At 41.4% G+C, this 25,555-nt stretch carries 26 protein-coding genes and 1 tRNA gene; 12 read left to right on the forward strand and 15 right to left on the reverse strand.

The genetic code is table 11. From position 1 onward, the window contains the following. Positions 1 to 26: 26 nt before the first annotated feature. Together ku and J4N22_RS10285 are read right to left on the reverse strand one after the other, a co-directional pair. Entirely contained in the window at positions 27 to 809 is a 783-nt protein-coding gene (ku, locus tag J4N22_RS10280; protein ID WP_207493954.1) for a non-homologous end joining protein Ku, read from the reverse strand. 11 nt (positions 810 to 820) lie between these two features. After that, positions 821 to 1,684, reverse strand: coding sequence for an SDR family oxidoreductase (locus J4N22_RS10285; RefSeq protein ID WP_207493955.1), 864 nt, complete (start codon positions 1,682 to 1,684; stop codon positions 821 to 823). Positions 1,685 to 1,997: 313 nt separating this feature from the next. Between J4N22_RS10285 and J4N22_RS10290 the strand changes: the two genes are divergently transcribed. Both J4N22_RS10290 and J4N22_RS10295 read left to right on the forward strand, forming a co-directional pair. Further along, positions 1,998 to 2,255, forward strand: a complete 258-nt coding sequence (locus J4N22_RS10290; protein ID WP_207493957.1) for a hypothetical protein — start codon at positions 1,998 to 2,000, stop codon at positions 2,253 to 2,255. A gap of 227 nt (positions 2,256 to 2,482) precedes the next feature. Next, positions 2,483 to 3,229 carry a class I SAM-dependent methyltransferase gene (locus J4N22_RS10295; protein WP_207493959.1) on the forward strand — a complete coding sequence of 249 codons (747 nt, stop codon included), beginning with the start codon at positions 2,483 to 2,485 and terminating at the stop codon, positions 3,227 to 3,229. Positions 3,230 to 3,328: 99 nt separating this feature from the next. On the opposite strand, the gene J4N22_RS10300 is transcribed toward J4N22_RS10295, so the two are convergent. Further along, the gene (locus tag J4N22_RS10300; RefSeq protein ID WP_207493960.1) at positions 3,329 to 5,305 is read right to left on the reverse strand and encodes an LTA synthase family protein; all 1,977 of its coding nucleotides are present in this window, start codon (positions 5,303 to 5,305) and stop codon (positions 3,329 to 3,331) included. A 55-nt stretch (positions 5,306 to 5,360) separates the two neighbouring features. Here J4N22_RS10300 and J4N22_RS10305 point away from each other — a divergent pair, with 55 nt between their 5' ends. Continuing rightward, positions 5,361 to 5,999, forward strand: a complete 639-nt coding sequence (locus J4N22_RS10305; RefSeq protein ID WP_207493963.1) for a phosphatase PAP2 family protein — start codon at positions 5,361 to 5,363, stop codon at positions 5,997 to 5,999. A gap of 111 nt (positions 6,000 to 6,110) precedes the next feature. Here J4N22_RS10305 and J4N22_RS10310 read toward each other — a convergent pair whose 3' ends face one another. Continuing rightward, positions 6,111 to 7,577: an NAD(P)/FAD-dependent oxidoreductase gene (locus J4N22_RS10310; RefSeq protein WP_207493965.1), complete on the reverse strand. Its 1,467-nt coding sequence runs from the start codon at positions 7,575 to 7,577 to the stop codon at positions 6,111 to 6,113. 121 nt (positions 7,578 to 7,698) lie between these two features. Here J4N22_RS10310 and J4N22_RS10315 point away from each other — a divergent pair, with 121 nt between their 5' ends. After that, the gene (locus tag J4N22_RS10315; protein WP_207493966.1) at positions 7,699 to 8,997 is read left to right on the forward strand and encodes a hemolysin family protein; all 1,299 of its coding nucleotides are present in this window, start codon (positions 7,699 to 7,701) and stop codon (positions 8,995 to 8,997) included. Between the two features lie 25 nt (positions 8,998 to 9,022). On the opposite strand, the gene J4N22_RS10320 is transcribed toward J4N22_RS10315, so the two are convergent. Further along, entirely contained in the window at positions 9,023 to 9,289 is a 267-nt protein-coding gene (locus J4N22_RS10320) for a hypothetical protein (protein ID WP_207493968.1), read from the reverse strand. A gap of 170 nt (positions 9,290 to 9,459) precedes the next feature. Here J4N22_RS10320 and J4N22_RS10325 point away from each other — a divergent pair, with 170 nt between their 5' ends. Then, a complete protein-coding gene (locus J4N22_RS10325) occupies positions 9,460 to 10,722 on the forward strand; it encodes a DUF819 family protein (RefSeq protein ID WP_207493969.1) in 1,263 nt (420 codons plus the stop codon). A gap of 2 nt (positions 10,723 to 10,724) precedes the next feature. On the opposite strand, the gene J4N22_RS10330 is transcribed toward J4N22_RS10325, so the two are convergent. From J4N22_RS10330 to J4N22_RS10360, 7 genes are read right to left on the reverse strand one after another with little or no spacing between them, the layout of a single operon-like run. After that, positions 10,725 to 11,822 (reverse strand): TlpA disulfide reductase family protein, encoded by a 1,098-nt coding sequence (locus tag J4N22_RS10330; RefSeq protein ID WP_207493970.1) that lies wholly within the window; start codon positions 11,820 to 11,822, stop codon positions 10,725 to 10,727. Between the two features lie 3 nt (positions 11,823 to 11,825). After that, positions 11,826 to 12,422 carry a bifunctional phosphoribosyl-AMP cyclohydrolase/phosphoribosyl-ATP diphosphatase HisIE gene (hisIE, locus tag J4N22_RS10335; protein ID WP_207493973.1) on the reverse strand — a complete coding sequence of 199 codons (597 nt, stop codon included), beginning with the start codon at positions 12,420 to 12,422 and terminating at the stop codon, positions 11,826 to 11,828. A gap of 36 nt (positions 12,423 to 12,458) precedes the next feature. After that, positions 12,459 to 13,217: an imidazole glycerol phosphate synthase subunit HisF gene (gene hisF / locus J4N22_RS10340; RefSeq protein WP_242692120.1), complete on the reverse strand. Its 759-nt coding sequence runs from the start codon at positions 13,215 to 13,217 to the stop codon at positions 12,459 to 12,461. Next, entirely contained in the window at positions 13,217 to 13,933 is a 717-nt protein-coding gene (gene hisA, locus J4N22_RS10345) for a 1-(5-phosphoribosyl)-5-[(5-phosphoribosylamino)methylideneamino]imidazole-4-carboxamide isomerase (protein ID WP_207493974.1), read from the reverse strand. The genes hisF and hisA overlap by 1 nt, the downstream gene beginning before the upstream one ends. After that, positions 13,933 to 14,529, reverse strand: a complete 597-nt coding sequence (hisH, locus tag J4N22_RS10350) for an imidazole glycerol phosphate synthase subunit HisH (protein WP_207493975.1) — start codon at positions 14,527 to 14,529, stop codon at positions 13,933 to 13,935. The genes hisA and hisH overlap by 1 nt, the downstream gene beginning before the upstream one ends. 19 nt (positions 14,530 to 14,548) lie before the next feature. Continuing rightward, a complete protein-coding gene (locus J4N22_RS10355) occupies positions 14,549 to 15,058 on the reverse strand; it encodes a GNAT family N-acetyltransferase (RefSeq protein WP_207493976.1) in 510 nt (169 codons plus the stop codon). A gap of 24 nt (positions 15,059 to 15,082) precedes the next feature. Continuing rightward, positions 15,083 to 15,778: a phosphoribosylanthranilate isomerase gene (locus J4N22_RS10360; protein WP_342450927.1), complete on the reverse strand. Its 696-nt coding sequence runs from the start codon at positions 15,776 to 15,778 to the stop codon at positions 15,083 to 15,085. 164 nt (positions 15,779 to 15,942) lie between these two features. Between J4N22_RS10360 and J4N22_RS10365 the strand changes: the two genes are divergently transcribed. Together J4N22_RS10365 and J4N22_RS10370 are read left to right on the forward strand one after the other, a co-directional pair. Next, the gene (locus J4N22_RS10365; RefSeq protein ID WP_342450928.1) at positions 15,943 to 16,275 is read left to right on the forward strand and encodes a GNAT family N-acetyltransferase; all 333 of its coding nucleotides are present in this window, start codon (positions 15,943 to 15,945) and stop codon (positions 16,273 to 16,275) included. Between the two features lie 50 nt (positions 16,276 to 16,325). Further along, entirely contained in the window at positions 16,326 to 16,757 is a 432-nt protein-coding gene (locus tag J4N22_RS10370) for a DUF2147 domain-containing protein (protein WP_207493978.1), read from the forward strand. Between the two features lie 52 nt (positions 16,758 to 16,809). On the opposite strand, the gene hisB is transcribed toward J4N22_RS10370, so the two are convergent. Both hisB and ung read right to left on the reverse strand, forming a co-directional pair. Continuing rightward, positions 16,810 to 17,949, reverse strand: a complete 1,140-nt coding sequence (gene hisB, locus J4N22_RS10375) for a bifunctional histidinol-phosphatase/imidazoleglycerol-phosphate dehydratase HisB (RefSeq protein ID WP_207493979.1) — start codon at positions 17,947 to 17,949, stop codon at positions 16,810 to 16,812. A gap of 53 nt (positions 17,950 to 18,002) precedes the next feature. Then, on the reverse strand, positions 18,003 to 18,704 hold the full coding sequence (ung, locus tag J4N22_RS10380) for a uracil-DNA glycosylase (protein ID WP_207493980.1): 702 nt from the start codon (positions 18,702 to 18,704) through the stop codon (positions 18,003 to 18,005). 85 nt (positions 18,705 to 18,789) lie between these two features. Between ung and J4N22_RS10385 the strand changes: the two genes are divergently transcribed. Further along, positions 18,790 to 18,863: transfer RNA gene (locus J4N22_RS10385), tRNA-Arg, on the forward strand. Between the two features lie 54 nt (positions 18,864 to 18,917). Continuing rightward, positions 18,918 to 19,658, forward strand: a complete 741-nt coding sequence (locus J4N22_RS10390; protein ID WP_207493982.1) for a lysophospholipid acyltransferase family protein — start codon at positions 18,918 to 18,920, stop codon at positions 19,656 to 19,658. A gap of 2 nt (positions 19,659 to 19,660) precedes the next feature. On the opposite strand, the gene J4N22_RS10395 is transcribed toward J4N22_RS10390, so the two are convergent. Beyond that, entirely contained in the window at positions 19,661 to 22,372 is a 2,712-nt protein-coding gene (locus J4N22_RS10395) for a putative LPS assembly protein LptD (RefSeq protein ID WP_342450929.1), read from the reverse strand. Between the two features lie 140 nt (positions 22,373 to 22,512). On the opposite strand from J4N22_RS10395, the gene J4N22_RS10400 reads away from it, so the two are divergent. The 3 genes from J4N22_RS10400 (at position 22,513) to J4N22_RS10410 (ending at position 25,554) form a co-directional block, all read left to right on the forward strand. Continuing rightward, the gene (locus tag J4N22_RS10400; RefSeq protein WP_207493984.1) at positions 22,513 to 23,481 is read left to right on the forward strand and encodes an N-acetylmuramoyl-L-alanine amidase family protein; all 969 of its coding nucleotides are present in this window, start codon (positions 22,513 to 22,515) and stop codon (positions 23,479 to 23,481) included. Between the two features lie 32 nt (positions 23,482 to 23,513). Next, entirely contained in the window at positions 23,514 to 24,422 is a 909-nt protein-coding gene (locus J4N22_RS10405) for an N-acetylmuramoyl-L-alanine amidase (RefSeq protein ID WP_207493986.1), read from the forward strand. Positions 24,423 to 24,537: 115 nt separating this feature from the next. Then, on the forward strand, positions 24,538 to 25,554 hold the full coding sequence (locus J4N22_RS10410) for an MlaD family protein (RefSeq protein WP_207493987.1): 1,017 nt from the start codon (positions 24,538 to 24,540) through the stop codon (positions 25,552 to 25,554). Position 25,555: the final 1 nt, after the last annotated feature.

Genomic DNA, 25,555 nt, shown 5'->3' on the forward strand with positions numbered 1-25,555 from the left:
GTGTTTTATATACTTAGAAGAAATTTTTACGAAGCTTTCTTTTTCTTGGTACCTGTTCCCAAACTTGCTTTTAGCTGGCTCATCAGGTCTGTGGTAGAACTGTGTACCACGCGCATTTTAGGTGCAGTTGTTTTCTTGCCTTTAGCTTTTGCTTCTATCACATTCATCAGCTGTTCGGTATAGGTATCCTTAAAGGCGGTGATATCAAATTTAGAAGTCAGCTGGTTGATGAGCGTAATAGCCATATCCAGTTCTGCTTTTTTTATTTCTGCTTCTTCAGGTAGAGCAAGCTGCTTTGGGTCGCGTATCTCTTCTGCAAAACGGATACGATTCAATACGATCACTTTATCTGAAGGACGAAGAATAGCAAGGCCTTCTTTACTACGCATAACAAAGGTGGCAATACCAACTTTCTTTGTTTTTTGCAAAGCTGCACGCAATAATGCATATGCTCTTACACCACTTTTATCAGGCTCCAGGTAATAAGGCGTTTCATAGTAAATGCTATCGATCTCTTCTTCTTTTACAAAGTCAGTGATTTCTATGGTCTTTGTCTTTTTTGCATTCGCTGCTTCAAAATCCTTGTCATCAAGTATCACGTAATCATCGCCATATTTATAGCCTTTCACTATCCCATCCCAATCCACTGGCTTACCAGATTTCTCATTGATACGCTGGTACTTTATCCGCGAATGATCTTTCTTATCAAGCATGTCGAGGTTCAACTCACTGCGTTCAGAAGCGCTGTACATTTTCACTGGTATGTTCACCAATCCAAAACCAATAGCGCCTGTCCATATAGATCTCATAATGATCGTTTTTATCCGTTTACAATTTCTCCTCCATTAGGATGCAATATCTGGCCAGTCATATACGATGAATCGCTGCTGGCAAGAAAGAGATAAGAAGGTGCAACTTCAGCCGGCTCACCTGCACGTTTCATTGGTACATCACTACCATGTTTGGCCACTTTCTTTTTGTCGAAACTAGAAGCGATCAATGGTGTCCAGATAGGTCCGGGAGCTACACCATTAACGCGTATACCTTGTTCTACTACATTGTGTGCAAGGCTGCGTGTAAAGGAAACTATTGCACCTTTTGTACTTGCATAATCTATAAGTGATGCACTGCCTCTATATGCTGTAACTGAAGTAGAGTTGATAATAGAACTTCCTTTACCCATATGAGGTAAAGCAGCTTTTGTAAGCCAGAAGTAAGAAAATATATTGGTAGCAAAAGTTGTTGTCAATTGTTCGGTAGAAATCTCCTCCAGCGATTTGCTTTCATAATGAATGGCAGCGTTGTTAACCAGTATATCTATACGACCAAACTTTGATACTACTTTTTTAACCGCACCTAAGCTGGTTTTCTCTTTAGAGATATCACCCGGCAAAAGCAAACATTGCTTACCAAATGCTTCTACCTGTTTGCGTGTATCCTCTGCATCTTCATGTTCATTTAAGTACATGATGGCAACATCTGCACCTTCTTTTGCAAACAGTATAGCTACAGCTTTTCCTATCCCACTATCACCTCCTGATATCAATGCCACCTTGCCCACCAACCTGCCGCTTGCAGCTTCCTGTGGTGCTGTTACCGGCTCTGGTGTCATCCGTGTTTGTAAACCCGGACGAGGTTGTGATTGTGATTTGCGAATAGGCTTTTTATCGTTCGACTTTTGCATACTTGCCTTTTGTATAAGTGCTTAAAACTTTCGTGCCCTATTATCAAACATCATACATTTCTTACCACTGTTGCAATGGTCATCATTCGAGGAAATTAGTCTACAGAAGCAGCTACTACAACTTCATTTACAATGAATTATAAACGATATTAGAATCAGCAAGAGAATGTAAACGCACAACAATACTTAATAAACTATTGAATGAACCTGTTTTGAAATGGCATGGTTTTATCACTATATTTAAACATCAATGCAAACAATCACCCTTTAAATTAATTAGAAGATGGTAACGCCTTTTAGCAACAATGACCTCATGTTTAGTTCAGAAAACACAGAACTTCTTACAGGTATTTTCGAAGATTCTTTTACGGCATCAGCGCTAGATGATGATGACCTGGATGAAGACGATGAAGATTTGGATGATGATGACCTGGATGATGAATTAGATGAAGTGGAAGAAGTGGATGTAGACGAAGTAGAAGAGCCAGCAGACCTGGACGATGATGTAGATCTTGATGACGACCTGGACCTGGATGATGACGACGAAGACGAAGATGATGACCTGGTATAAGGTCAACCAACATAACTGAAAAGACTGGATGTACATTCAGTCTTTTCTTTTTTAGTAGAATGCATAGAGAATGCATAGCAAATGCCGATGGTATAGTTAATTACTTCAAGAAGGATTTGCCTAATAGCTGCTGTAAAATTTACCAGGATTTAGCTGATCATTACCTGCAGCACTGCCTAAGAACAGGCTGCTTGCACTACATTTGCACCCTTTATATATTTTTTGATATGCCTGATCATAACTGGTTCAAAGATTGGTTCAATTCGCCTTACTATCATTTGCTGTATAAACACCGCGACGACGAGGAAGCATTGTCTTTTATACGCGCACTTATAAAGCAACTGAATCCTGCACCAGGCAGTAAGATATTGGATGTGGCCTGCGGCAAGGGAAGACACAGTAAGGTTTTGGCAGAATTGGGTTACGATGTTACGGGTATTGATCTTTCATTAGAATCTATTGAAGAAGCGAAAACTTTTGAAACTGATACACTGCATTTCTTTCAACACGATATGCGGCTTCCGTTTTGGATCAACTACTTTGATTATGCGTTCAATTTCTTCACGAGCTTTGGCTATTTCCGGACTTTGCGTGAACACGAAAATGCCATTCGCACCATTGCTCAAAGTATGCACTCACAGGGCGTTTTTGTAATGGATTACCTCAACGTTCATTATGCAGAAGACCGCCTGGAAAAAACGCATGAAAAGGAAATTGATGGCGTTGTTTTCAGGATCTCCAGGTGGCACAATGACGAACACTTTTTTAAGCAAATCCAGGTGAGTGAGAATGGAGTTATAAAGCACCTGTTTACAGAGAAAGTTGCCAAGTTCTCTCTAGGTGATTTTACAGATATGTTTGCTTACCAGGGAATGCAGATACAGGAAGTATTTGGTGATTACCATTTTGAACATTACGATGTAAGGAAGTCACCGAGATTGATCATGGTAGCGAAGAAGATAAGGGACGTTTGATAAACAGGCGTTAGGCGGTAGTTGTTAGGCTGTAGCTGGATTAAAAGGTTATGTGGCCTACAATTAAATCTCTCCATCATTTTTAAAGCCGTTTTTGCCTTATTTCCTCCTGTTGTTCAGCAGTAAGTAGCGTGCAGTTTGATAATAAGCTTCTGTTGCTTTCCTATACGTTGATCGCAATGAATCTGTCAATTGGATAGGTCGATTATCTGTAGTGCTTGCTACTACTTCTCCGCCTCCTTTTATATTATAGCTGTAGTAAATGCCATTGAAGATAATGCCGATCCTGCGCGCATCTACATTCATGAGGAAAGCTGTTTGCCTTGCAGGATCTGTATTTTTCAGAAGGTCTTTTCCCATTGTAGTATTGGTATATCCTATACCACAAATTCCCGCAATGGTAGCCATAACATCTAACTGGGAACTTGCAAAATCGTAAGTAGCAGGCGGCAGTATAGATGGTGCATAAAACAACAAAGGCACGTGGTGCTGTGTAAGGCTATGCTCGCTGTAAGCACGCGGAAGCATATTGCCTGCATCGCCCGGTATGCCATGATCACCTATAAAAACAAACAATGTATTATTGAAATAAACTTCCTTAGATGCCGCTTCCATATACTTCTGGATGCAGTAATCAGTATACCTAAACGCCCTGTATTCTTCTATACTGGTAAAGCCATATTTCTGCAGTGTATCCTGAGGGTATTCTTTGATCTCGAATTTACCTTTATCTTCTGCAGGAATCGTATATGGCCTATGGTTATCTGCAGTTTGGATGATAGCAAAGAATGGCTTCTGCTGCGTAGCAAGCACCTTGTTGGCTTCAAGAAAAAGGTTCTTATCGCTTATGCCCCACACATCAACTTTCGCTGCTTTATAGTCTTCTTCTTCATAAAGATGAAGGTTAGGAATATTGTTGGTAAGCACGCCACGAATGTTTGCCCAGCTGGTGCTACCACCAAGGAAGTAAAATTTTTCATGTTCTGCAAAATCATCCATAATGATATGCTGGTTTACTGCGGCAGGATTGCGACTGGCAGTTTTATATAACTGAACATCTGGTGTGCCTGTAAGCGTGGCCCAAACACCTCTCGCTGTACCATAGGCAGGTGTAAAACAGTTGCTGAAATACACTCCCTGCTGTACCATTTGATTGAAGAACGGAGTGGTGTTAAGCGGGTTCGCCACCATAGAACTTTTATAAGTACTGAATGATTCTGCAATTACCAGCACTACATTCAATGGTTTTCCTGCTACACCAGCATTAGCCGGAACTACGCGTAAATAATTTAGCGAATCAATATTCGGATTATCTACTCCAAGATGTTGAGCCATCCATGGATAGTGTTCTCTCACCAGCTTTTGATCGTAGGTACTATGCCTGAAGTTAAGAGAACTAAAGAATGATTGAAAAGGATTTAGAGCTACCTGTGCTTTGTAATCATCGCTTAATCCAAATGCATCGCTCCAGCGTAAAGGATATTGTCCTACTCTACCAAATATGGCCACAGCAAGCATCAGGAAAAACAAGATGCCCCAAATCACACTACTCTTCCTGGTGCTGGTAATGGGCTTCGAAAGAATGTGGTTATAGGTCAACTTCACAATGCCCAGCATCAATAGGAAACCTCCTATCAAACCTGCCAATATCAATAGCACAGGGTAAGTCTGCCAAACCATTTTCATTGAGATCTTGGCATCATCTACATAATTTAATACGCTTCCATTTAACCGCTGCGATAAGTAAGCATAATGAGCAAAATCGATTGTATAGGATAGCGACAGCAGCACCAGGAACACTGACCAGGTAAAAAAAGTAACAGCCACTCCCCTTCTTGCACGTATAGGATGAAGTGGTTTTATACATCCTTGTAAAAAAGTAAGCAAGCTGATGATACCTATAACGCGCAGATCGAAACGAAGCCCTAGCAAAAAGGCGGGCACCAATGACGAAAGATCAGAAGGATGAGGAAAGGCAAACACCAAGATCAACCGCAGCAAAGACATTATCAATAAAAATATAATCCCTGTAATAACGATCCATTGAATGTAGCGGGGTACTTTTAAGGTTTGCATATGCGGCCAAAGTTAATCATTAATTAAGTTTGCCCTCTCCATCAAAACACTCAGAATGTACCTTTTGCAAGCGGCTGATAATTCTTTTTTTGAAGCTATATGGGCATGGATATCTGGTATCGATAAATCCTTTTTCCTGCTGATCAATAATACATTGACCAATTCATTTTTCGATTCATTTTTCCCCATCTATAGAGAATCTAATACATGGATGCCGCTTTACCTTTTCCTGTTTGTGCTGATCGTTTTTAATTTCAGGTGGAAGGCTATGCCATGGATATTGTTCTTCATCATCACGGTAAGCGTTTGCGACCAGTTTAGCAGTGCTTTCCTGAAAGAATTCTTTGGCAGGTTAAGACCATGTCGCGACCCGGATTTCAACCAGTATGTCCGGCTGCTTGTAGTTCACTGTCCTATCAGTGGAAGTTTTACAAGTTCACATGCGGCCAATCATTTTGGTATGGCAACATTTATCATAATAACCTTAGGAAAATACCTCGGAAAATATAGATGGGCATTTTGGTTTTGGGCAGGATCCATAGTGTATGGACAGGTGTATGTGGGCGTACATTATCCTTTAGATGTGATTGGTGGCGCTTTGGTAGGAATAGGTATCGGAACTGCTAGTGGCAGGTTCTTCAATAGAAGAGTTGGCCAACTTGAATTGGATGCGTCACCTACTGGAGGATTATGATGAACTGGTCCAGCCAGCAAAGATTAACAGTTAATTCAACAACAGTAGTTACCAGTGAAGAAATTCATAAGCAAAAAAAGAGGTGCTTTTTCGGCACCTCTTTTAATTTATTTAGCTAACTGCTTTTGGAACCATACGTCCGCCTTCTTCCGCTCCACGGTTACCCGCTTCATGGTATTCAGCATCCTGGTTCACATTCCACAGGTTGTAAACTTCTTTTCCTGCCTTGATGTTTTCTACTGCAAGCATAGCTGTCATCATGCTATGATCTTGGTTGTTGTATTTGTGCATACCATTTCTACCTACCAGGTATAGTCCTTTATAATTCTTTAAACCTTCTTTTATGGTTTCAATGTGCTGGCTGTATTCGTGGTCGTACACAGGGTAAGCCTTAGGCTGTCTTACAACATATCCTTCCAGTATTTTATCTGGCGTAGCCAAACCAATCTGAGCCATTTCTTTTTTTGCAAGCTCTATCAGGTCTTCATCTTTGCTGGTCCACATACCATCACCTTCAAAGCAGAAGTATTCCAAACCATAGCAAGCCATAGCAGGATCAGGTACCATGTAAGGGCTCCACGATTTAAAGTTCTGTACCCTACCAACTTTAACTGATGGATCATGGATATAGATCCAGTTATCATCAAAAGCATCTTCATCTCGCAGAATAACTACTACAGTAAGGAAATCGCGGTACTTCAGTTTGTTGGCAGCTTCTACAGCAGACTTAGGCATAGCCGGCTGAATACGCGGAATAAGATATCGAACAGGCGTACTGGAAATAACATAATCAAATCCTTTCTCTACTGTTTTTCCATCCAATTCTACTTCCCATTCTCCAGCAACATTATTAATAGAAGTAACACGTGTGTTCATTCTTATTTCACCACCAAAAGCGATGGTTTTTTCAGCGCACACTTCCCACATTTGCCCAGGGCCATTTTTAGGATAGCGGAATGTGTCAATCAATGTTTTGATCACCTTGTCCTTGCCTTGCTTCTTTGGCTTTATCAGTGCATTCATGATAGCTGAAGAAAGCGACAATCCTTTGATACGCTGTGCAGCCCAGTCAGCCGAGATCTGGTTACAAGGTATTCCCCAAACTTTTTCCGTATAGGTTTTAAAGAAAATGTTGAACAGCCTTTTACCAAACTGGTTGGTTACCCAGTCTTCAAAATTGGTTGGGTTCTTTATAGGTGCTGCTTTTGCTTTCAGGTAGCTGGCTACGCATAAAGCCGACTCTACCACACCCAGTTTTTGTAAAGCTTCCATTGCAACCAATGGATAAGAGAAGAATTTCTTGTTGTAGAAAATGCGTGAGCTGCGAGGCCTGTCAAGCATTTCATCACCAAGTATCTCTGTCCAAAAATCCTCAACTTCTTTGCTTTTTGAAAAGAAGCGGTGGCCCCCTATATCGAAATGGTAACCTTTATACTTTTCAGTTCTTGAAATACCTCCAACATAAGTGGGATCACTCTCAAAAACGGTTACATCGAATTTTTCTTTGGCTAATAAATATGCAGCGGTAAGTCCTGCAGGGCCGGCGCCAATAATGGCAATTTTTTTCCCGTGGTTCATAAAGTGGCTGCAATTTAGGTGTCTTACTTTATAATAAGACCTCATTTTGCCACTTGGTGCAAAATTTTATATAACTACAATAAACTGTGTCGTTTACCTAGCTTTGCGACAACCACATAAGATGACCGAAATATTTTTAATTCTTGGACTTATATTATTAAATGGGCTTTTTTCCATGGCTGAAATAGCCCTGATTTCTGCAAGAAAAGCACGATTGGAACTGCAAGCCCACAAAGGCGACACCCGTGCAAAAGAGGCTTTGAAATTGTCCAATCACCCGGACAATTTCCTTTCCACTGTCCAGATAGGCATTACCTTGATCGGTATCCTGACGGGTATTTTCTCAGGTGAAAAATTAAAATCTGATTTCATTGAGTACCTCAATGGCTTTGAAGCAACCAAAGCTTACAGCAATACATTGGCTACACTGATTGTAGTTATCATTGTTACCTACCTGACGCTGATCTTTGGTGAGCTGCTTCCAAAAAGAATTGGCTTATCGCGCCCTGAAGGCATAGCAAAATTTGCCGCAGCGCCTATGCGGTGGATCTCCCGTATCACTTATCCGTTTATCTGGCTACTCTCCAACAGTACCAGCTTGTTGGTGAAGCTTTTTGGCATCCAAAAAAATGATGCAATGGTAACGGAGGAAGAGATTAGGGCCATCATAAGTGAAGGAACAGAACATGGCGCTATTGAAGAGACAGAGCAGCAGATCATTGAACGTGTGTTTCACCTGGGCGACAGGAATATTGCCTCACTTATGACCCATCGCAACGATCTTGTATGGTTTGATATGAGCTGCACTGCCGGCGAGATCAAACCGAAATTGCATGAAGTGATCCATTCCGCTTACCCTGTTTGCGAGGGAACCATTGATAATATCAAGGGCATTGTGACCATTAAAGATGTTTTGCTGGCGGATGATGCGGTGTTGATAAGCGACCTGATGAGGCCTGCTTTATATGTCCCTGAAAACAACTCAGTGTACAAGGTGCTGGAGAAATTCAAAACTGCAAATTTCAATAGCTGTTTTATAGTAAATGAATATGGCAGTGTAGAAGGCATGATGACCTTGAATGACATCCTGGAAGCAATCGTAGGCGACATTGCGCCAGGCGATGAGGATGATTACGAAATAGTAGAACGGGAGGATGGCAGCTTCCTGGTAGACGCACAAATACCATTCTATGATTTCTTAAGTCATTTTGAGCGGACGGAATACCTGGAAAAAGATGAGAATTCTTTCAATACGCTTGCAGGTTTTATATTGGATCAACTGCAGGCTATACCTAAAACCGGCGACCATCTTGAATGGCGTGCATTCAATATTGAGATAGTGGATATGGATGCACAGCGTATAGATAAGGTATTGGTGAAGGTGACAGACGAAGTAGAATCTGAAGAAGAAGAAAGTTAATTTATCGCATAAAAAAAGGAGGATGTTAATCCTCCTCTCTTATAAAGTTACCAGCTTCGTCAAACTCGGCTTCTACCTTAGCGCCGTTGATCAGAAACTCCGCTTCATAAATGGTTTTGCCATCTTTCTTTTCGGTTTTCCATTTTATATGGTCAGCACCCGGGTATCTTGAATTGAAGTTAGTAATGATGTCTTGCGGCACATCTGATGATGGTATGTCGCCATGACTTGAACAAGCAGTAGCAAAGAAGAAAACCGGGATCATCAAAAGGTAAAAAATTGACTTTTTCATTTTTTGTTGGTTTTGTGGTCAGCTAATAATTATGTGGTTTTAGATGGAAAGATTTTCTAAATAATCATTCCAACAAGAATAGATGCAGCTTCACTAACCCAGGTCTCTTTTACTCAAACTCCTTTTTACTGCATCAACCACAGCTCATTTAAAATAGATATTTTGCAGTTATGGATGACAAACAAACTGCTTTTATAACCAACGATGCTGTGGTTACAGGAATACTTTTAGGCATACTTGCCCTTGTTTTTTATACGGCTTCTTCTAAAAAAAACGGGTGGGTAAAGTTTTATAAGATCGTTCCCAGCATCCTTCTTTGCTACTTCATACCGGCTCTGCTCAATACGTTCAATATCATCAATGGCGAGAAGTCGGCACTATATACAATTGCTTCACGTTACTTTCTTCCTGCAAGCCTTGTATTGCTTACGCTGGGGATAGATATTCCTGCACTTCGCAGGCTGGGTGGTAAATCCACCATCATGTTTTTTGCCGGAACCATAGGTGTGATGGTTGGTGGTCCGCTGGCGCTTTTCATTGTAGGTTCTATAAATGAAAGTGTTCTTCTATACAAAGATGAAGAGGCATGGAAGGGATTGGCAACCATTGCCGGTAGTTGGATAGGTGGAGGCGCCAACCAGGCAGCCATGCTTGAAGTATTCGGCGCCAGCAAAGACCTGTTTAGCCAGGTGGTAGTAGTTGATGTAATGGTGGGCTATTTGTGGACGGGCATCCTACTATATGGCTCGCAGCACAACGAAAAAATAAACAAGTGGCTGGGAGCTAATAGTGCTGCCATAACAGAATTGGAGAACAAGATGGAGGCAATTGATAACAATCGTGCAGTGACAAAGAGGGGCACACGCGAATGGATACTTTTATTAGGAGCCGCTTTTGGCCTGACAGCCGTTTCGCATTTTGGAGCTGATATTATTGCTCCATGGTTCACCAAAAACTACCCTGCATCTGCCAATTACTCCCTTACCAGTGGCTTCTTTTGGTTGGTGATTATTGCTACTACTTTAGGATTGATTTTTTCTTTTACCAAGGCGCGTAAGCTGGAACAATATGGTGCGTCTGATCTTGGTTCGGTCTTTCTTTATTTCTTAGTAGCGACCATTGGTATGCAGATGGATCTTAAAGCTGTACTTACCTCTCCTACTTTATTTGTGATAGCGCTAATTTGGATCATCATTCATATAGCCATACTACTTGTAGTAGCTAAATGGATAAAAGCACCTTTCTTTTTTGTAGCTGTAGGAAGCCAGGCGAATATAGGCGGTGCAGCTTCGGCACCAATAGTTGCGGCAGCATTCAACAAATACCTTGCACCTGTGGGCGTGCTGCTGGCAATATTAGGCTACGCAGTAGGCACCTATGGGGGCTACCTGTGCGGGCTTTCTTTGAAGTATGTTTCGGAGTTGCTGCGATAAAGCTACTTAACCACCTGGCTAAGCACCTGGTGTAATTGCTCTCCACGAAGGTTACGCGCTATTATTTTTCCTGTAGGATCGATCAGCAGGTTAGCTGGGATGCCTTGTATTTTGTACAACTGTGCAGCTTCATTGTTCCAGAACTTAAGGTCGCTTACATGTGTCCAGGTAAGATTATCAACTTTGATGGCATCTATCCATTTTTGCCTAACCTGGTCTAGTGATACGCCAAGCACTGTGAAATTTTTATCCTTAAAGGCATTGTATGCAGCAACTACATTTGGATTTTCGTGACGGCAAGGTCCACACCAGCTAGCCCAAAAATCAACCAGTACATATTTACCCCTGAAAGAAGAAAGTGAAACGGGAATATTTGCTGTATCATTTTGTGTGAAGTCAAGTGCCTGCGTGCCTTCCATACCTACTTTGTTTTTCACTATGGCAGCATATACCTGCTTTGCATGCTCAGTCTGTTTTACCTCTTCTGATAGTTGTTCGTATTGTTCTTCTAGAAGCTGTAGATTATTAAAAACAGGGCTGGTATAAAGCAATACGAATGCACTAACCGGCGAAGCTGGACGTGCTTTAACAAACTCACCAGCTAGTTTTACAACCTGCTGTTTTCCATTCTCAAATACTTGTAGCATTGAATCGCGGGAAGGGCTTTGAGGGGTAGCATTGATTGTATTCGCCAGGTTGTTCATCTTGTTTTTTACAGGATCGAACTTCTGGTTGAATACTTCATAATCCTTGTGCAAGCTGCTTCCTGCTATTTTCACTGCATTCAAAGATTTTGCATCACCGGTAATGGTATAAGAGTCGTTAGATAAGAAGAAATCTTTGACCTCAGGATAACCAACAAAGTTTATAAGGTGAAGGTCAGCATTGTCGACATTGCCAAATAAGAAGAAGCTTCCTTTTTTGCTATAACCTGTTGCCAGCACTTTGTTGTCTGCCATTGGATTACTTACAAAAACAAAAGTGCTGTCTTTTAATCCAGCAATGTTGCCTTTAATAGTAAATCCTTTAGTGGAAGTCTTCTGGTTAGTTTGGGCAATAGCAAATACCGGTAGGAAGAATAAAAAGAGAAGCTTTTTCATAAATTAATGAGAATGACGAGTTTGAAGTATCTCAACGACGTTGCGCAATTTATAGCCTTTTGCGTTAAGCAAAAGTAAATAGTGAAACAGCAGGTCAGCCGCTTCATTCAGGAAAAGATCATCATTCGAATCTTTGGCTTCAATTACCAGCTCAACTGCTTCTTCTCCTACCTTTTGTGCTATTTTATTGATGCCTTTTGCAAATAAAGAAGCTACATAAGATTTATCGGCAGCCAGCTGTTTTCGTTGATCAATGATCTGTTCCAGGTAAGGAAGAAATTCGTTTGACTGGTTTTTTTCATTGAAGCAAGTATCGGCGCCGGTATGACATACAGGTCCTACAGGTTCCGCTTTTATGAGAAGCGTATCTGAGTCGCAGTCCAGTAAAACCTCTTTTACCAGCAGGAAGTTTCCACTTTCCTCCCCTTTGGTCCATAGCCTGTTCTTGGTTCGGCTAAAGAAGGTCACCTTACCCTGCTCTTCAGTCTGCTGAAGCGCTGCTTCGTTCATAAAACCCAGCATCAGTACTTTTTGCGTAGCAAAATCCTGTACAATACAGGGAACAAGTCCGTCAGCATATTTTGCGTAATCAATCTTCATGTTTTATCTGTTTATCCTGCTCTTGTATAAGCTGGATCATATTCTTACAATAATGTTTTCCTGGTGCAAATACTGTTTCAGATCAGGTATAGCGATCTCTTTAAAATGAAAAATACTTGCTGCGAGTGCGGCTTCTGCACAACCATTCTCAAATACATCTTTAAAATGCTCCATAGTGCCTCCGCCACCAGAAGCAATTACAGGCACCGGTAGTTCTGTAGCCAGCTTTTTAGTGATATCTAAAGCAAAACCTTTTTTAGTACCGTCATTGTTCATAGAGGTTAGCAAGATTTCACCGGCGCCTCTTTCTACTCCTTCTTTTGCCCAATCAAAACATTTTGCTTCTGTTTTGGTGCGACCACCATTCAGGTATACATACCATTCTCCATCTTCCTCCTGGCGAGCATCTATAGCCAGCACGATACACTGCGAGCCAAAATTTCCAGCCAACTGATCAATCAGCCCCGGGTTTTTAAACGCAGCAGTATTAACGGATATTTTATCGGCGCCATTACTGAGTAAAACACTTACATCATCTACTGTACTTATACCGCCACCTACTGTGAAAGGAATATTGATCTTATGCGAAACGCGGTTCACGAGTTGACTTAAGGTTTTTCTTTTTTCAACAGTAGCCGTAATGTCTAAAAATACCAGTTCATCAGCGCCAGCTTTCGCATATAATGCTGCTAACTCTACAGGATCACCGGCGTCGCGAATGTTCTCAAAGTTGACACCCTTAACCGTTCTGCCATCTTTTATATCCAGGCATGGGATTATTCTTTTGGTCAGCATTATTTCACTTTTACCAGTTCTTGCAGTGTTACCCGCCCTTCATAAATTGCCTTGCCAATGATCACACCTTTGCACCCAATCTCAGCCAGCTGATACACATCATTGATGTTGCTTACGCCACCACTTGCTATAAAATGAAGTGTAGGAAATTTTTCAATGATGTTCTTGTATAGATCAATAGATGGGCCTTCCAGTTTTCCATCTTTACTTACATCAGTACAAAATATTTTAGTGACACCTTTAGCTGTATACTTTTCAATGAAATCATATACCCAAACGCCGGTAGTTTCCAACCATCCACCAACAGTTATCTTTTCATCTTTCACGTCTGCGCCCAACATGAACTTGTCTTCTCCAAATGTGGTGAGCCAGCTACTAAAAGTTTCTTCATCCTTTACGGCTATGCTTCCTACAGTAGCATAAGCCGCACCAGACTCTAAAACTATACGTACATCTGTATCTGTTTTTATACCACCACCAAAATCAATAACCATCTTTGTTTTAGCAGCTATCTTCTCCAGCACTTTCCAATTGGTAACTGCGCCTTTCTTTGCACCGTCAAGATCTACCAGGTGCAGTCGGGTAAGACCGGCATCTTCGAATTGACGAGCTGCATCCAGCGGGTCCTGGTTGTAAACTTTTACTGTATCATAATCGCCTTCTGTTAGCCGCACACATTTACCATCAATGATGTCTATAGCAGGTATGATCTCCATTATATTCTAGTAAGAAAGTTTGCTAATATTTTTTCGCCTGTTTCTGCACTCTTCTCCGGGTGAAACTGTACGCCATAAAAGTTATCGCGGTGTAAGGCTGCACTATAAGGTTGAATATAATCTGCAGTGGCAATGGTATGTTCACCTAAGGCAGCATAATAACTGTGAACAAAGTAGCAGTAACCTTCAGAAACCTCTTCCATCAAATCACTCTTCACGTTGTATATCTTGTTCCAACCCATCTGTGGCACTTTAAGTAATGCCGATGGTTCAGCAGGAGCAAAACGTTTTACTTCTTCCTTGAAAATACCGAGGCAAGTAGTGTCACTTTCTTCGCTGTGCGCACACATCAGTTGCATGCCCAGGCAAATGCCAAGTACAGGTTGTTGTAAATCTTTTATAAGTTGATCTAGTTTTCTTTCGCGCAGGTAAGCCATAGCCGTACCCGCAGCACCCACCCCTGGAAAGATCACTTTATCAGCGCCTTTGATTTCTTCCGGGTTATCAGAAACTACAGCCTCTGCTCCTATTCGTTCCAATGCAAACAGTACTGACTGAACATTTCCTGCATTGTATTTTACTATAACAATTTTCATATCTCCTCAATTTTACCTGCTAACCGATAGCAGGTGTATCTAACATTAGCTGTAAGAATTTCAGGTCAAGCCACCTGCCGAACTTATAGCCTACCTCTTTAAAATGAGCCACCTCTTTAAAACCAACCGACTGGTGTAAAGAAATACTGGCCTGGTTAGTGGCATCAATCCCTGCCACTATGCAATGATTACCTTGTAGCTTAGCTGCATCAACTACATGATTAAGCAATAACCTTCCTGCTCCTTTCCCCCTGGCAGTTTCTGCTACATACACAGAGTTTTCAACCGTGTATTGATACGCCGCCCAGCGTCGAAAGGGGCCAAAGGTACTAAAGCCAATAACGGCATCACCATCTACTGCTACAAAAATGGGAAAACCATCTTTTTCTTTGTTTGCAAACCACTCCTGCATCATTTGCTCACTATGAGCCTCATAATCGTAAACGGCAGTTGTATGTAGTATCACATCATTGTATATCTGCCGGATAGAAGGCAGATCAGAAAGAGAAGCAAGTCTTATAGCTATCATGGGGTAAAGCAGCCAGCATTGTTTTTAATCAAGTGGCTGGTTCACTTGTTGAACAAAAGAACGGATTGCTTCCATATCTTTCACACCAGGCGCAGTCTCAAATCCTGAATTGATAACTATGGAGAATAGATCTTTAGCCACTTTATCGTGCCGGAAGCGCTGTATATTGGCTACATCTGCCGGCGAAATAGCTCCGCTAAGCAAGAAAGGCTTACCAATATTTCTGCCGCTAAGCTTCCGCCAGTTGAACTGCTTGGTTTTTGTTCCGTAAATGGTGGAAGATGAATTGAATAAAAACATATCACAGTCAGCGTAATAATCCTTAATTACCCACTCCATATGATCGTTTTCTACAAAATGAAAACCCTTGATAACTGAAACATAATTTGAGATCCTTTCGCAGAAATAAGGTGTTTCATCACCACTTAACTGCACCATATCCAACCCAAACGCATCTACTTGCTTCATGATCTCTTCGTAAGAAGCATTGGCAAAAATGCCGATCTTAAAAACCTTGAGCTTTTCCTTTTTTATTGTTTCGCCGGTAGTATGGTTGAGAATGTAGTATGGAGACTGTGGAAAGAAATGAAGACCTGCAAACTGCACGTTCTCTTCATATAACTGGTGCATCTGGTTGATGTCAACCATTCCGGATACCATTATTCTTTGATGAATAACGGGCGATTTAGTGGGTTCGTTTTCAGTTGCTATTAATGACACAAAAAGAATTTTGATTGAAACATTTGTTCTTTCTTCAAGTGGCGTATGCAACCGGTGCTCTTACTGATGCACTTGTTGTATTAGTAAAGATGCAATTTAAACCTAAATAGTTTGTTATCAAGCTGAACTTACTGCAATTGCACTTTCTACTGCTAAAAAATCCTATGAGCAAATTGAAGCGGGTATGCTGTTTGAACACAGAGAGTTTCAAACATGAACTCATGAAAATAGAACACGAGGCAAGCGGCAACGGAGGAAAATTCTTTATTGTTTCTGATAACAAGCAAATAGCCAAAATGCTATATAATGTGGAAGACAATTCATTACAAATCTATTCTACAGAAGTAGACAAAGAGCACAGGGAGCAAAACCTGGCAGGGCAAATGGTGGAACAAGCCGTGGCATATGCTACTGAAAAAGAATGGAAGATTGTACCAATATGTTCATTTGCTAAAGCGTTTATTCAAAAAAGGCCTGACCTGCAGCATATACTATAATAGCAGGTTAAACCTGTTCATCATTCATTAATCCGCCTTATTTTCATTGCATGAAAAACCTGATTGTTGCTACTATACTTAGCTTATTTATGACCACTGCCGTTTCTGCCAATGCTGATGCCATACTAGGAGTTTGGCAAAATGGTAGCGGCAAAGGTCACATACAGATCTACAAAGAAAATGGCAAGTACTTCGGAAAGGTGATCTGGCTAAAAGAACCGCTTAACAGTGAAGGAAAACCAAGATTAGATGTTAAGAATGCTGAAGTGGAAAAAAGGAATAAACCCATCATTGGCTCCATCATACTACGCGACTTCGTATATGATGATGCTGAATGGAATAGCGGGAGGATTTATAATCCTGAAGATGGAAAAGAATACAAAGCTTTCCTGAAACTAAAGGATTCTAAAACACTTAGTGTTCGTGGTTATATCGGCTTTTCGTGGATTGGAAAAACAGATACCTGGACGAAGATCAGGTAAAGAATAAAGTTTAAAAGAAACAGCTTGTTCGGAATGAACAAGCTGTTTTTGTTTAGAGTAATCCTTTGGTAGTTGGTAAATGGTTACTGAACGGATCTCGCTTCACTGCCATCCTGATTGCTTTGGCAAAAGCTTTGAAAATGGCTTCGATTTTATGGTGTTCATTATCTCCTTTACATTCTATGTTCAGGTTGCATTTTGCAGCATCACTAAAAGATTTAAAGAAGTGAAAGAACATTTCAGTAGGCATCTCTCCTATCTTCTCCCTTTTGAATTCAGCATTCCACACCAGCCAGTTACGACCACCAAAATCCACCAGCACTTTTGCTTCTGCCTCATCCATGGGTAAAGCAAATCCATAGCGTTCCATGCCACGCTTATCGGCAAGTGCTTTAGCAAAGGCTTCTCCCAGTGCTATCCCCGTATCTTCTATGGTGTGATGTTCATCAATGTGCAGATCTCCTTTAGCGTGTACTGTCATATCTAATTTTCCGTGACGCGCTATCTGGTCAAGCATGTGATCAAAGAAACCTAACCCAGTTGCTATATCTGCCTTACCTGTACCATCCAGGTTTAGCTTTATGGATATCTTAGTCTCGTGTGTATAACGTTCATGTTCCACTACGCGTAGCCCCTGCTTCAGGAATTCATAGATAGCCTTCCATTCAGTTGTTTCCATGGCTACCACTTCACGCAGCGCTTCCACCGCATCAGCTATTTCACCACCACCTAAAGAAGGATCGTTGTTCAGCCAGATGGCTTTGCATGCCAGGTTCTTTGCCAGTTGTACATCTGTGATCCTGTCACCAATTACATACGAATTCTCAAGATCATATTTCTCCTTATCAAGGTAATCCTTCAGCATACCGATAGAAGGCTTCCGGGTATCCAATCCTTCATGTGGAAATGAACGATCTATATGAACTGCAGAAAAATGAATGCCTTCATTCTCCAGTGCCTTCATAATAAAATCATGTACTGGGGTAAAAGTAGATTCAGGAAATGCATCTGTACCTAGTCCATCCTGATTAGACACCATTACCAGTTCATAATCCAATTCAGCGGCTATCTTAGTCAGGTAGGTAAACATGTAAGGATAGAACTCCAGCTTGCTGAAATCATCTATCTGGTAAGTGGGAGGCGCTTCATTGATAATGGTCCCATCCCGGTCTATAAATAATACTCTTTTCATTTTGTTGATGTTTGTTGATGGCAGGTAGTGATGCCTGTGGTTTTCTAAGCAGTTTATGATTCAGCTTTTATGGCTGGTTCTTCGTGTAGCATCCAGTCAATGGGCTCAACACCTTGCTTTACCAAAAGTTGATTTGCACGGCTAAAATGTTTGCATCCAAAGAAGCCTTTATCTGCACTAAAAGGTGAAGGATGCGCTGCTTTTAAAACATGATGTTTGGTTTCATCTATCAGCACCTGCTTTTCCTGTGCATACCTGCCCCATAGCATAAATACAATACCTGATCGACTATCAGAAAGTTTTTGAATAACAGTATTGGTGAATTCGGTCCATCCCAATGTAGCATGACTGGCAGGTTCTCCGGCCCTTACAGTTAATACAGCATTTAGTAATAGAACGCCTTGCTGAGCCCAACTGGTAAGGTCACCTGATGTAGGAATAGGCATCCCAACATCTGCCTTTAGCTCTTTAAAAATATTCACAAGGCTTGGTGGTGGCTTTACTCCTTTAGGTACTGAAAAGCTCAGTCCGTGTGCCTGTCCAGGCCCGTGATATGGGTCCTGCCCAAGTATTACCACTTTCACTTTATGAAAAGGTGTTGTATTGAAGGCATTGAAGATTAACTGGCCTGGAGGATAGATCACTTTCTTCTGCGCACGTTCTACTTTAAGAAAAGTAACCACTTGTTGAAAGTAGCTCTTAGCAAATTCCTGTTCCAATATTTGCTTCCAACTATCTTCAATTTGCACATCCATATATTTCGTTTGGTTGCAAACTAATTAAAAATTACTTTTGCTGCCGTTCAAAAAACGAGTGGTCGTTTCAAAGAACGGACAACATGGTCCGGTAGCTCAGCTGGATAGAGCAACTGCCTTCTAAGCAGTAGGTCTCAGGTTCGAATCCTGACCGGATCACAAAGCGAAGTCTAAAACCGGCTTCGCTTTTTTTATTCTGGTAGAAACTATTACATGAGCACGATAAAAAACATCTTTGGCCGCATTTGGGCTTTGTGGGGAATCATTGTCTTTACGGCAACACTCCTTATTGTTATCATCCCTATCCTGCTCACGTTTCTTATTGCCGAACCAAAAGGCACCGCAATTTTTCGGATCATTTCAAAAGCATGGATGAATGTCTTTCTAACTCTTATTGGCTGCAGGATTATCATAAAAGGAAAAGACAACTTTAAAAAAGGTGAAACATACGTAGTGGTAAGTAACCATAATTCGCTTATGGATGTACCACTTACCACACCGTACATACCTGGGGCAAACAGAACCATTGCTAAGAAATCGATGGCGAAGGTTCCTTTGTTTGGTTGGGTATATACACGCGGCAGTGTGCTTGTAGACAGGAATAGCGATGAAAGCAGGAGAAAAAGCTTTGACTTAATGAAGCAGACGCTGGCACAAGGGCTGCACATGGTTATCTATCCTGAAGGAACGCGCAACAGAACTAAAGACCCGCTAAAACAATTTTATGATGGTGCATTCAAACTAGCTACCGATACAGGTAAAGAGATAATCCCTACACTCATTTTTAATACACGTAAAGTTTTACCTCCTAATAAAACATTTTACCTGGAGCCGCATACAATGGAAATGCATTTTCTTTCGCCTATACCTACAAAAGGAAGAACATCTAAAGAGGTAAAGGAGCAGGTATTTCGCATTATGTGGGAATACTTCAAACTGCATGAAAGCAGGTAAGCTTACTGCCCGTAAAAGAACCTGGAACGATTGATCCGTAGGTCGCGTAAGATGCCGGACTTAGGACTGATGGTAATATTGAATGACCGGAACAATCCAATTGGTGTAAGATTAATAGCCATTTGCCAACAGTGCATTTCGCGGCTGATGAACATTGTCAGCGTTTGAATTTGCTTTGTCTTAAAATCATAGTAAGTGCTTCCTCCCATTTTCCAGCGCGGTGTAAGACTAAAATCTCCATTCACACTTACGTTAGAAAATACATCCGTTCTTTGACCACCTGCATACGGGTTGAACGTATTGGAGAAACTCAATGAATACGACAGGTTAACTGACCATGGAATGTTGAAATCAGTGAATTCAGCAGGATTGCTCCGTACATAATCCAACTGTCGCTGCTGCTCTTCTGGTGTCATGTATTCATCGCGGGGCGCCTGGTTATCACCACCCTTTCCATCTTTCGTTTTACTCTGAAAAGAAGTGGATATAGCTACTTGTCCATTGGTAATTCGGCCAAGGCTAAAGCGGTCTGCATTCCAAGTCAGCTGGTTGCGTCGGATGCCTCTTTCATCCAGTGAATAAGGATCTAAAACTGCATTGGCCGTGATATTGATCTTTTCAAATAAAGTACTACGTAAGTAAAGATTAAAAGGTGCTAAACGCATACTATCAGCGAGGAAATTGTACGCACTATTGAAACCAAATCCATCAATCAGGCGAACTTTTTTTACCGCTCCTGCCGATGTATCCTTACGGTTACGCACTTTCATCTCGAGTAAATTATCAACACCGAAGGACATACCAGCAAACCGCCTGTCGCCGATCATTTGAGCTCCTGTTGTGGTTGAGAAAGGTAATCGGACTCTTCCTGTACTATCGGCCTGTATCATTTCAAAGTTGCCCCTGTTCAGGTCTGGCCTGTAGTTCAGGCTGAAGTTGGGCCTTACCTCGTGCCTTATAGCCTGCACATCTGATTTAGGATTGAAGTTGTACGTACCAAATATTCGCGTATTAGCCGACAATGAGAATTGTGTTTCTCTTTCGGTGTAAAAGCCGCGGGTGGAACGGAGGCGTACTACTTTCAATGAATCATCATAATAAGCGCGTTGTGCCTGGCCAAACCATCTTTCGCTGTACGATACCCCCGGCGCCAACTGAATAGGGCCTAACTGTGGCAATGATAGCGTAATTGGAATGTTATGATTGGCGGTCCACAAAGAAGTATCAAGCAGCCTGCGCAGGTTGAATGCAGAGTCATAAAAACTTACCTGGTTCTGTACATTACCATTATAAGCAATACCCAATTTCTCATACCACTTAGGTGTACCTACTTGCTCAGCCTTTTGGAATGGATAGATGGTAACCATGCTGAAAGTAGCATTAGGTAAAGACAAGTTGATCAGCCTGCTCACACTGTTCTGGCTATGGTTTGCATTCAGCGACAGGTTGTACTTTCCTCTCCAGTCTTTGGTATACGAGATAGTTGAGTTCAACTGGTTTTGGAAATTCTGCAAGGTGTTATTTGGAACAAACCGGTTGAAGCGGGTGCTACCTGCATTCACACTTGCAGAGAAATTTGTTCCCGGTCTTGCTTTAGCATCCCTGGCATGGTTCCAGTTAATCATAAAGCTCTTTGTCCTGGTAAATTCGTCCTTAACGTTTCCTGTCCTGTTCAGGATCTTGGTGTTTTGTATAGCTAAATTTAACCCGCCTCTATACCTGTAACGCCGCATGTAGTTAGGCGAAATATTCAGGTTCCATCCACCATAACTGTACAAGTTACCGCGCACCATTACATCCACGTAATCATTCAGAGCTTTATAATATCCAAGCCCTTCTAAGCCTAAACCAAAATCTTCGTTGGCAGCAAACTGCGGAGGAAGCAAACCTGATTGACGGCCACGGTTAAGAGGAAATATTCCAAACGGCAGGTAAATAGGTACAGGCACGCCTTCAAATTCCGGCGAAGCAGGCCCTGACACTGCCATCTTCTGGTTTATGATCTTTAGCCTTTTACTCCTGAAAGCAAAGTGCGGCGTATCAAGGTTACAGGTTGTAAATCTTCCACGCCATGCGAAGAGCGTATTGTCATTTACCTTCTTTACAGTGTTGGCATAAATGAACATCTCGCCTTCCTGTATATAGGAGCTTTTCGTCAAACCTTTTTGCGAACGCAGGTTGTAAAAAATAGAGTCGCTATAGCTGGTTGTTTCACCTTGAATAAGTTTAGGCTTATCCATTGGATTACCACTTGTATCAGCAACACCATAAGCCAACACCATTTGCTTTTCCTGGTCCAAGCGAACAACTGCTGCATTGATCTCCACATCCGTATACTTGGCTGAAGACTTACCATAAAGAATGAATTGCTTGGTATCGATAAACAACACGCCACTATCTTCTGCGGCATAGGTTATAGGTGCATCAATAGAATCCTGCGAGACCCTTACATTCAAAGTATCTATAGTTTGAACCGGGGTATCTAAGGTATTGATGAGAGGCGTATCGGTAATGGGTGGTGTGTCAATTCTTGATTCAGCTATCACATTTCTTAATGTGTTTGCCGGGATAGCTGATCCATTTTCGGTAGAAAGAGTCTGCGATCTATTGCTGCGAAGTTTTGTTGTATCCTGTTGTTCTTCTATGCTTTGAAAAGAAAAAATATATAAGGGATACTTGGCATTCAACTGTGGCGTTATTAGGAAAACAATCACAATTACCAAAATTGATGATATTGATTTTGACCTAACTTTACAACGATTGCCCATAAGTAGAAGAGGCAAATTTAATGGGAATTGCTTGATGCAGTTGTGAAGTTTAACGTTTTGAAAATCTAACCCCTAAAGAATTCAATATGCTAAGATGTAGTGTTGCTGTATTTCTTTTACTTACAGTCCTTTCTTTCTTCTCCTTTACCGACCCCCAACCAAAGAAACCAAGTGCACTTCGTACCATTATTATTGATCCGGGTCATGGTTTGCCAGACCCTGGTGCGCAGGGAGCTTATAGCAGCGAATCACAGATTACACTTGCACTTGGTCTGAAACTTAGAGACAGGCTTTTGGAAGTTTTACCTGAAACAAATATTCTAATCACGCGTACCGATGAAGGTCTTCCTGCCGGGCTTACAGACAGGAACAAAGCCAACCGTTATCGTGCTGATTATGCTAACGATAATAAAGGGGATTTGTTCATTGCCATTCATGTTAACTCTGCAGCGCCACGCTACGAAAGAAGATTGGAAGGTTATAAGGAAGAAACTTATTATGTAACCACAGGTAAAGGCAAGAGCAAGAAAAAAGTAGAGAAGACACGTAAGGTGCCTATTTACAAGTCGTATAAATTATCATGTAATGTTCGCGGTACTGAAACTTATATCTGGGCAGTAAATAAGCAAGATCAAAAGCAACAGGCAATTAACCGTAAAGACGATCACGAACAATATTTCGAAGCACAGGATAGCGCCTTCAGTTATTTCGATTCACCTGAAGCAAAGATTTTTGCATCGCTTCGTACAAAAAAATATTTTGACCAAAGCCGCAATGCAGCAGCCCTGGTGGAAGAAGAATTCAAAAAACTGGGTCGTAATAGCTTTGGCGTAAAACAAAGAAACCACGAAGGCATTTGGGTTTTACAAGCTACCAATATGCCTAGTATCTTAGTTGAAACCGGCTTCATTTGCACACCCGATGAAGAGGATTACCTCAACAGTGAAAAAGGGCAGAATGAACTGACCTATGCAATGATGAGAGCCGTTTTAAGATATAAAGAAGCATTAGACTCAGCTCCGGAAGCCAGCAAGAGCGTTACCAGGACAAAGTAAAGTATTGAAGAATTTAAACAGGAGGATCAGCCGTGGTAAGAAGCATAATTTTTATAGCCCTATCGTTATCCATATTTCATTCCGCATTAGCTCAAAAAGGTCAACTTAAGAAAATCATTGTAGACGCTGGTCATGGCGGCTCCGATGTAGGAGCTCGTGGCCGCTATAGCAATGAAAAAGATGTTTCGCTGGCAGTAGCTCTTAAACTAGTGAAAGCACTACAACAGGAAATGCCTGATGTAGAGGTCATTCCTACACGCACTTCTGATATTTTCCACTCGCCTCCTACTAAGGCAAACATTGCCAATTTCAATAAAGGCGACTTGTTTGTAAGTATACACTGCAATGCTGCGCCGCCTAGTAAACATTCAGAAATAGTAGGATATAAGACCGAAACCTACTACACAGGTAAGGGTAAAAAAAGAAAAAAGCATACGCGTAAAGTACCTCAGTACCGTACGTGGACATCTCCTAATCCTGCCAAAGGAACAGAAACCTATATCTGGGGTGCACATAAAACAGACCAGAAGGAAGCTGCCATGCGTGAAAACGAATCGCTTTACCTGGATAGTGCAACAGCCAATCACGTAAAAGATTTCGATCCCAACTCGCCGGAAAAAATGATCCTTTACTCGCTGAAGACCCAGCAGTATTTTGGAAGAAGCGCCAACCTCGCATTGACCATAGAAGAAGAATTTGTAAAAGTTGGTCGCGTTAGCCGCCAGGCTCAACAGCGTGAAAAAGGTATTTGGGTGCTCCAGGCTGTAGCTATGCCAAGTGTACTGATTGAGCTTGGTTTTATATCTAACCCTGCCGAAGAAGATTACCTGAACAGTGACCGCGGCCAGAAAGAAATGGTAGATAGTATTGTTCGTGCTTTAAAGAGGTATAAGTACTCACTGGATAATTCCACTGCCGACGTGCAACAAATAAAAAAGTAAATTGTTGATTTCAAATGCTTAACACGGGAAGGACGGGGTAAAAACCTACTTTTGCCGCTAGCATGACTTTTGCATTTCCTGCAATACAGTTCACTTTTTTAAAGTTCCAGATAAAATGAAAATAACGAACGAGACCAAAGTTGGCGCACTTACTGCACTTGCTATCACTCTACTAATTCTTGGTTTTAATTTCTTAAAAGGAAAAAGCCTGTTTAAAACAGGCAATTTTTTATATGCTAAAGTGGTGCAAACAAAAGGCATCATGGTTTCGAACCCGGTTTTGATTAATGGCTACCAGGTAGGCGCCATCTACGACCTGAAAGCTAAATCCAAGAACCTCGATACTATTATTGTAGCTATAAAGCTTAATGAAGAGATCAATATTCCTGTAAATTCTATAGCTTCTATTGTAGATAATCCTTTAGGTTCTGCAAGGATGGAAATCAGTAAAGGCAACAGCAATATCTTCTTAAAGAAAAATGACACCATTCCTACAATGGATGCACCGGGAATGTTCGCTGAAGTTACACACCAACTTACGCCTGTTGTAGACCAGGTAAAGATGACTTTGAGAACAGTAGATACCGTTCTTCGCGACATTCACGATGTGTTCGATCCTTATACCAAGCATAACATGCAAGACCTGGTTGCTAATCTTAATAGGATATCTGCAGGCCTTGTTGTTTCAACTGCTTCTATCCAGCAGATGCTTAACCAGCAGTCGGGATCTATTGCGAAATCAATGGATAACATCAACAGCTTTACCCGCAACCTGGCTAATAACAACGATCGTATTAATGGTACTTTAACCAATCTTCAAACCACTACAGATAACCTATCGCGGGCCGATATTGATGGTACCGTTAACCAACTGAGGCAAACGGTAGAGCGACTAAATGCATCTATAGAAAAAATAGATAGCAAGGATGGAACCATAGGTAAACTTCTGAACGACACACAGATATACGATAACCTGAACAACACTACCAGGAGTTTGAACATTCTTATGGACGACATCAGGGTTAATCCAAAAAGATATGTTAGCATTTCAGTCTTTGGTGGCAAGAGCAAAGACCAATACCTAACTTCACCGCTCCAGGTGTCTCAAGATACTACCGGCACCAGGAGATAGA

Source organism: Aridibaculum aurantiacum (genome assembly GCF_017355875.1).
Classification (GTDB): Bacteria; Bacteroidota; Bacteroidia; order Chitinophagales; family Chitinophagaceae; genus Segetibacter; species Segetibacter aurantiacus.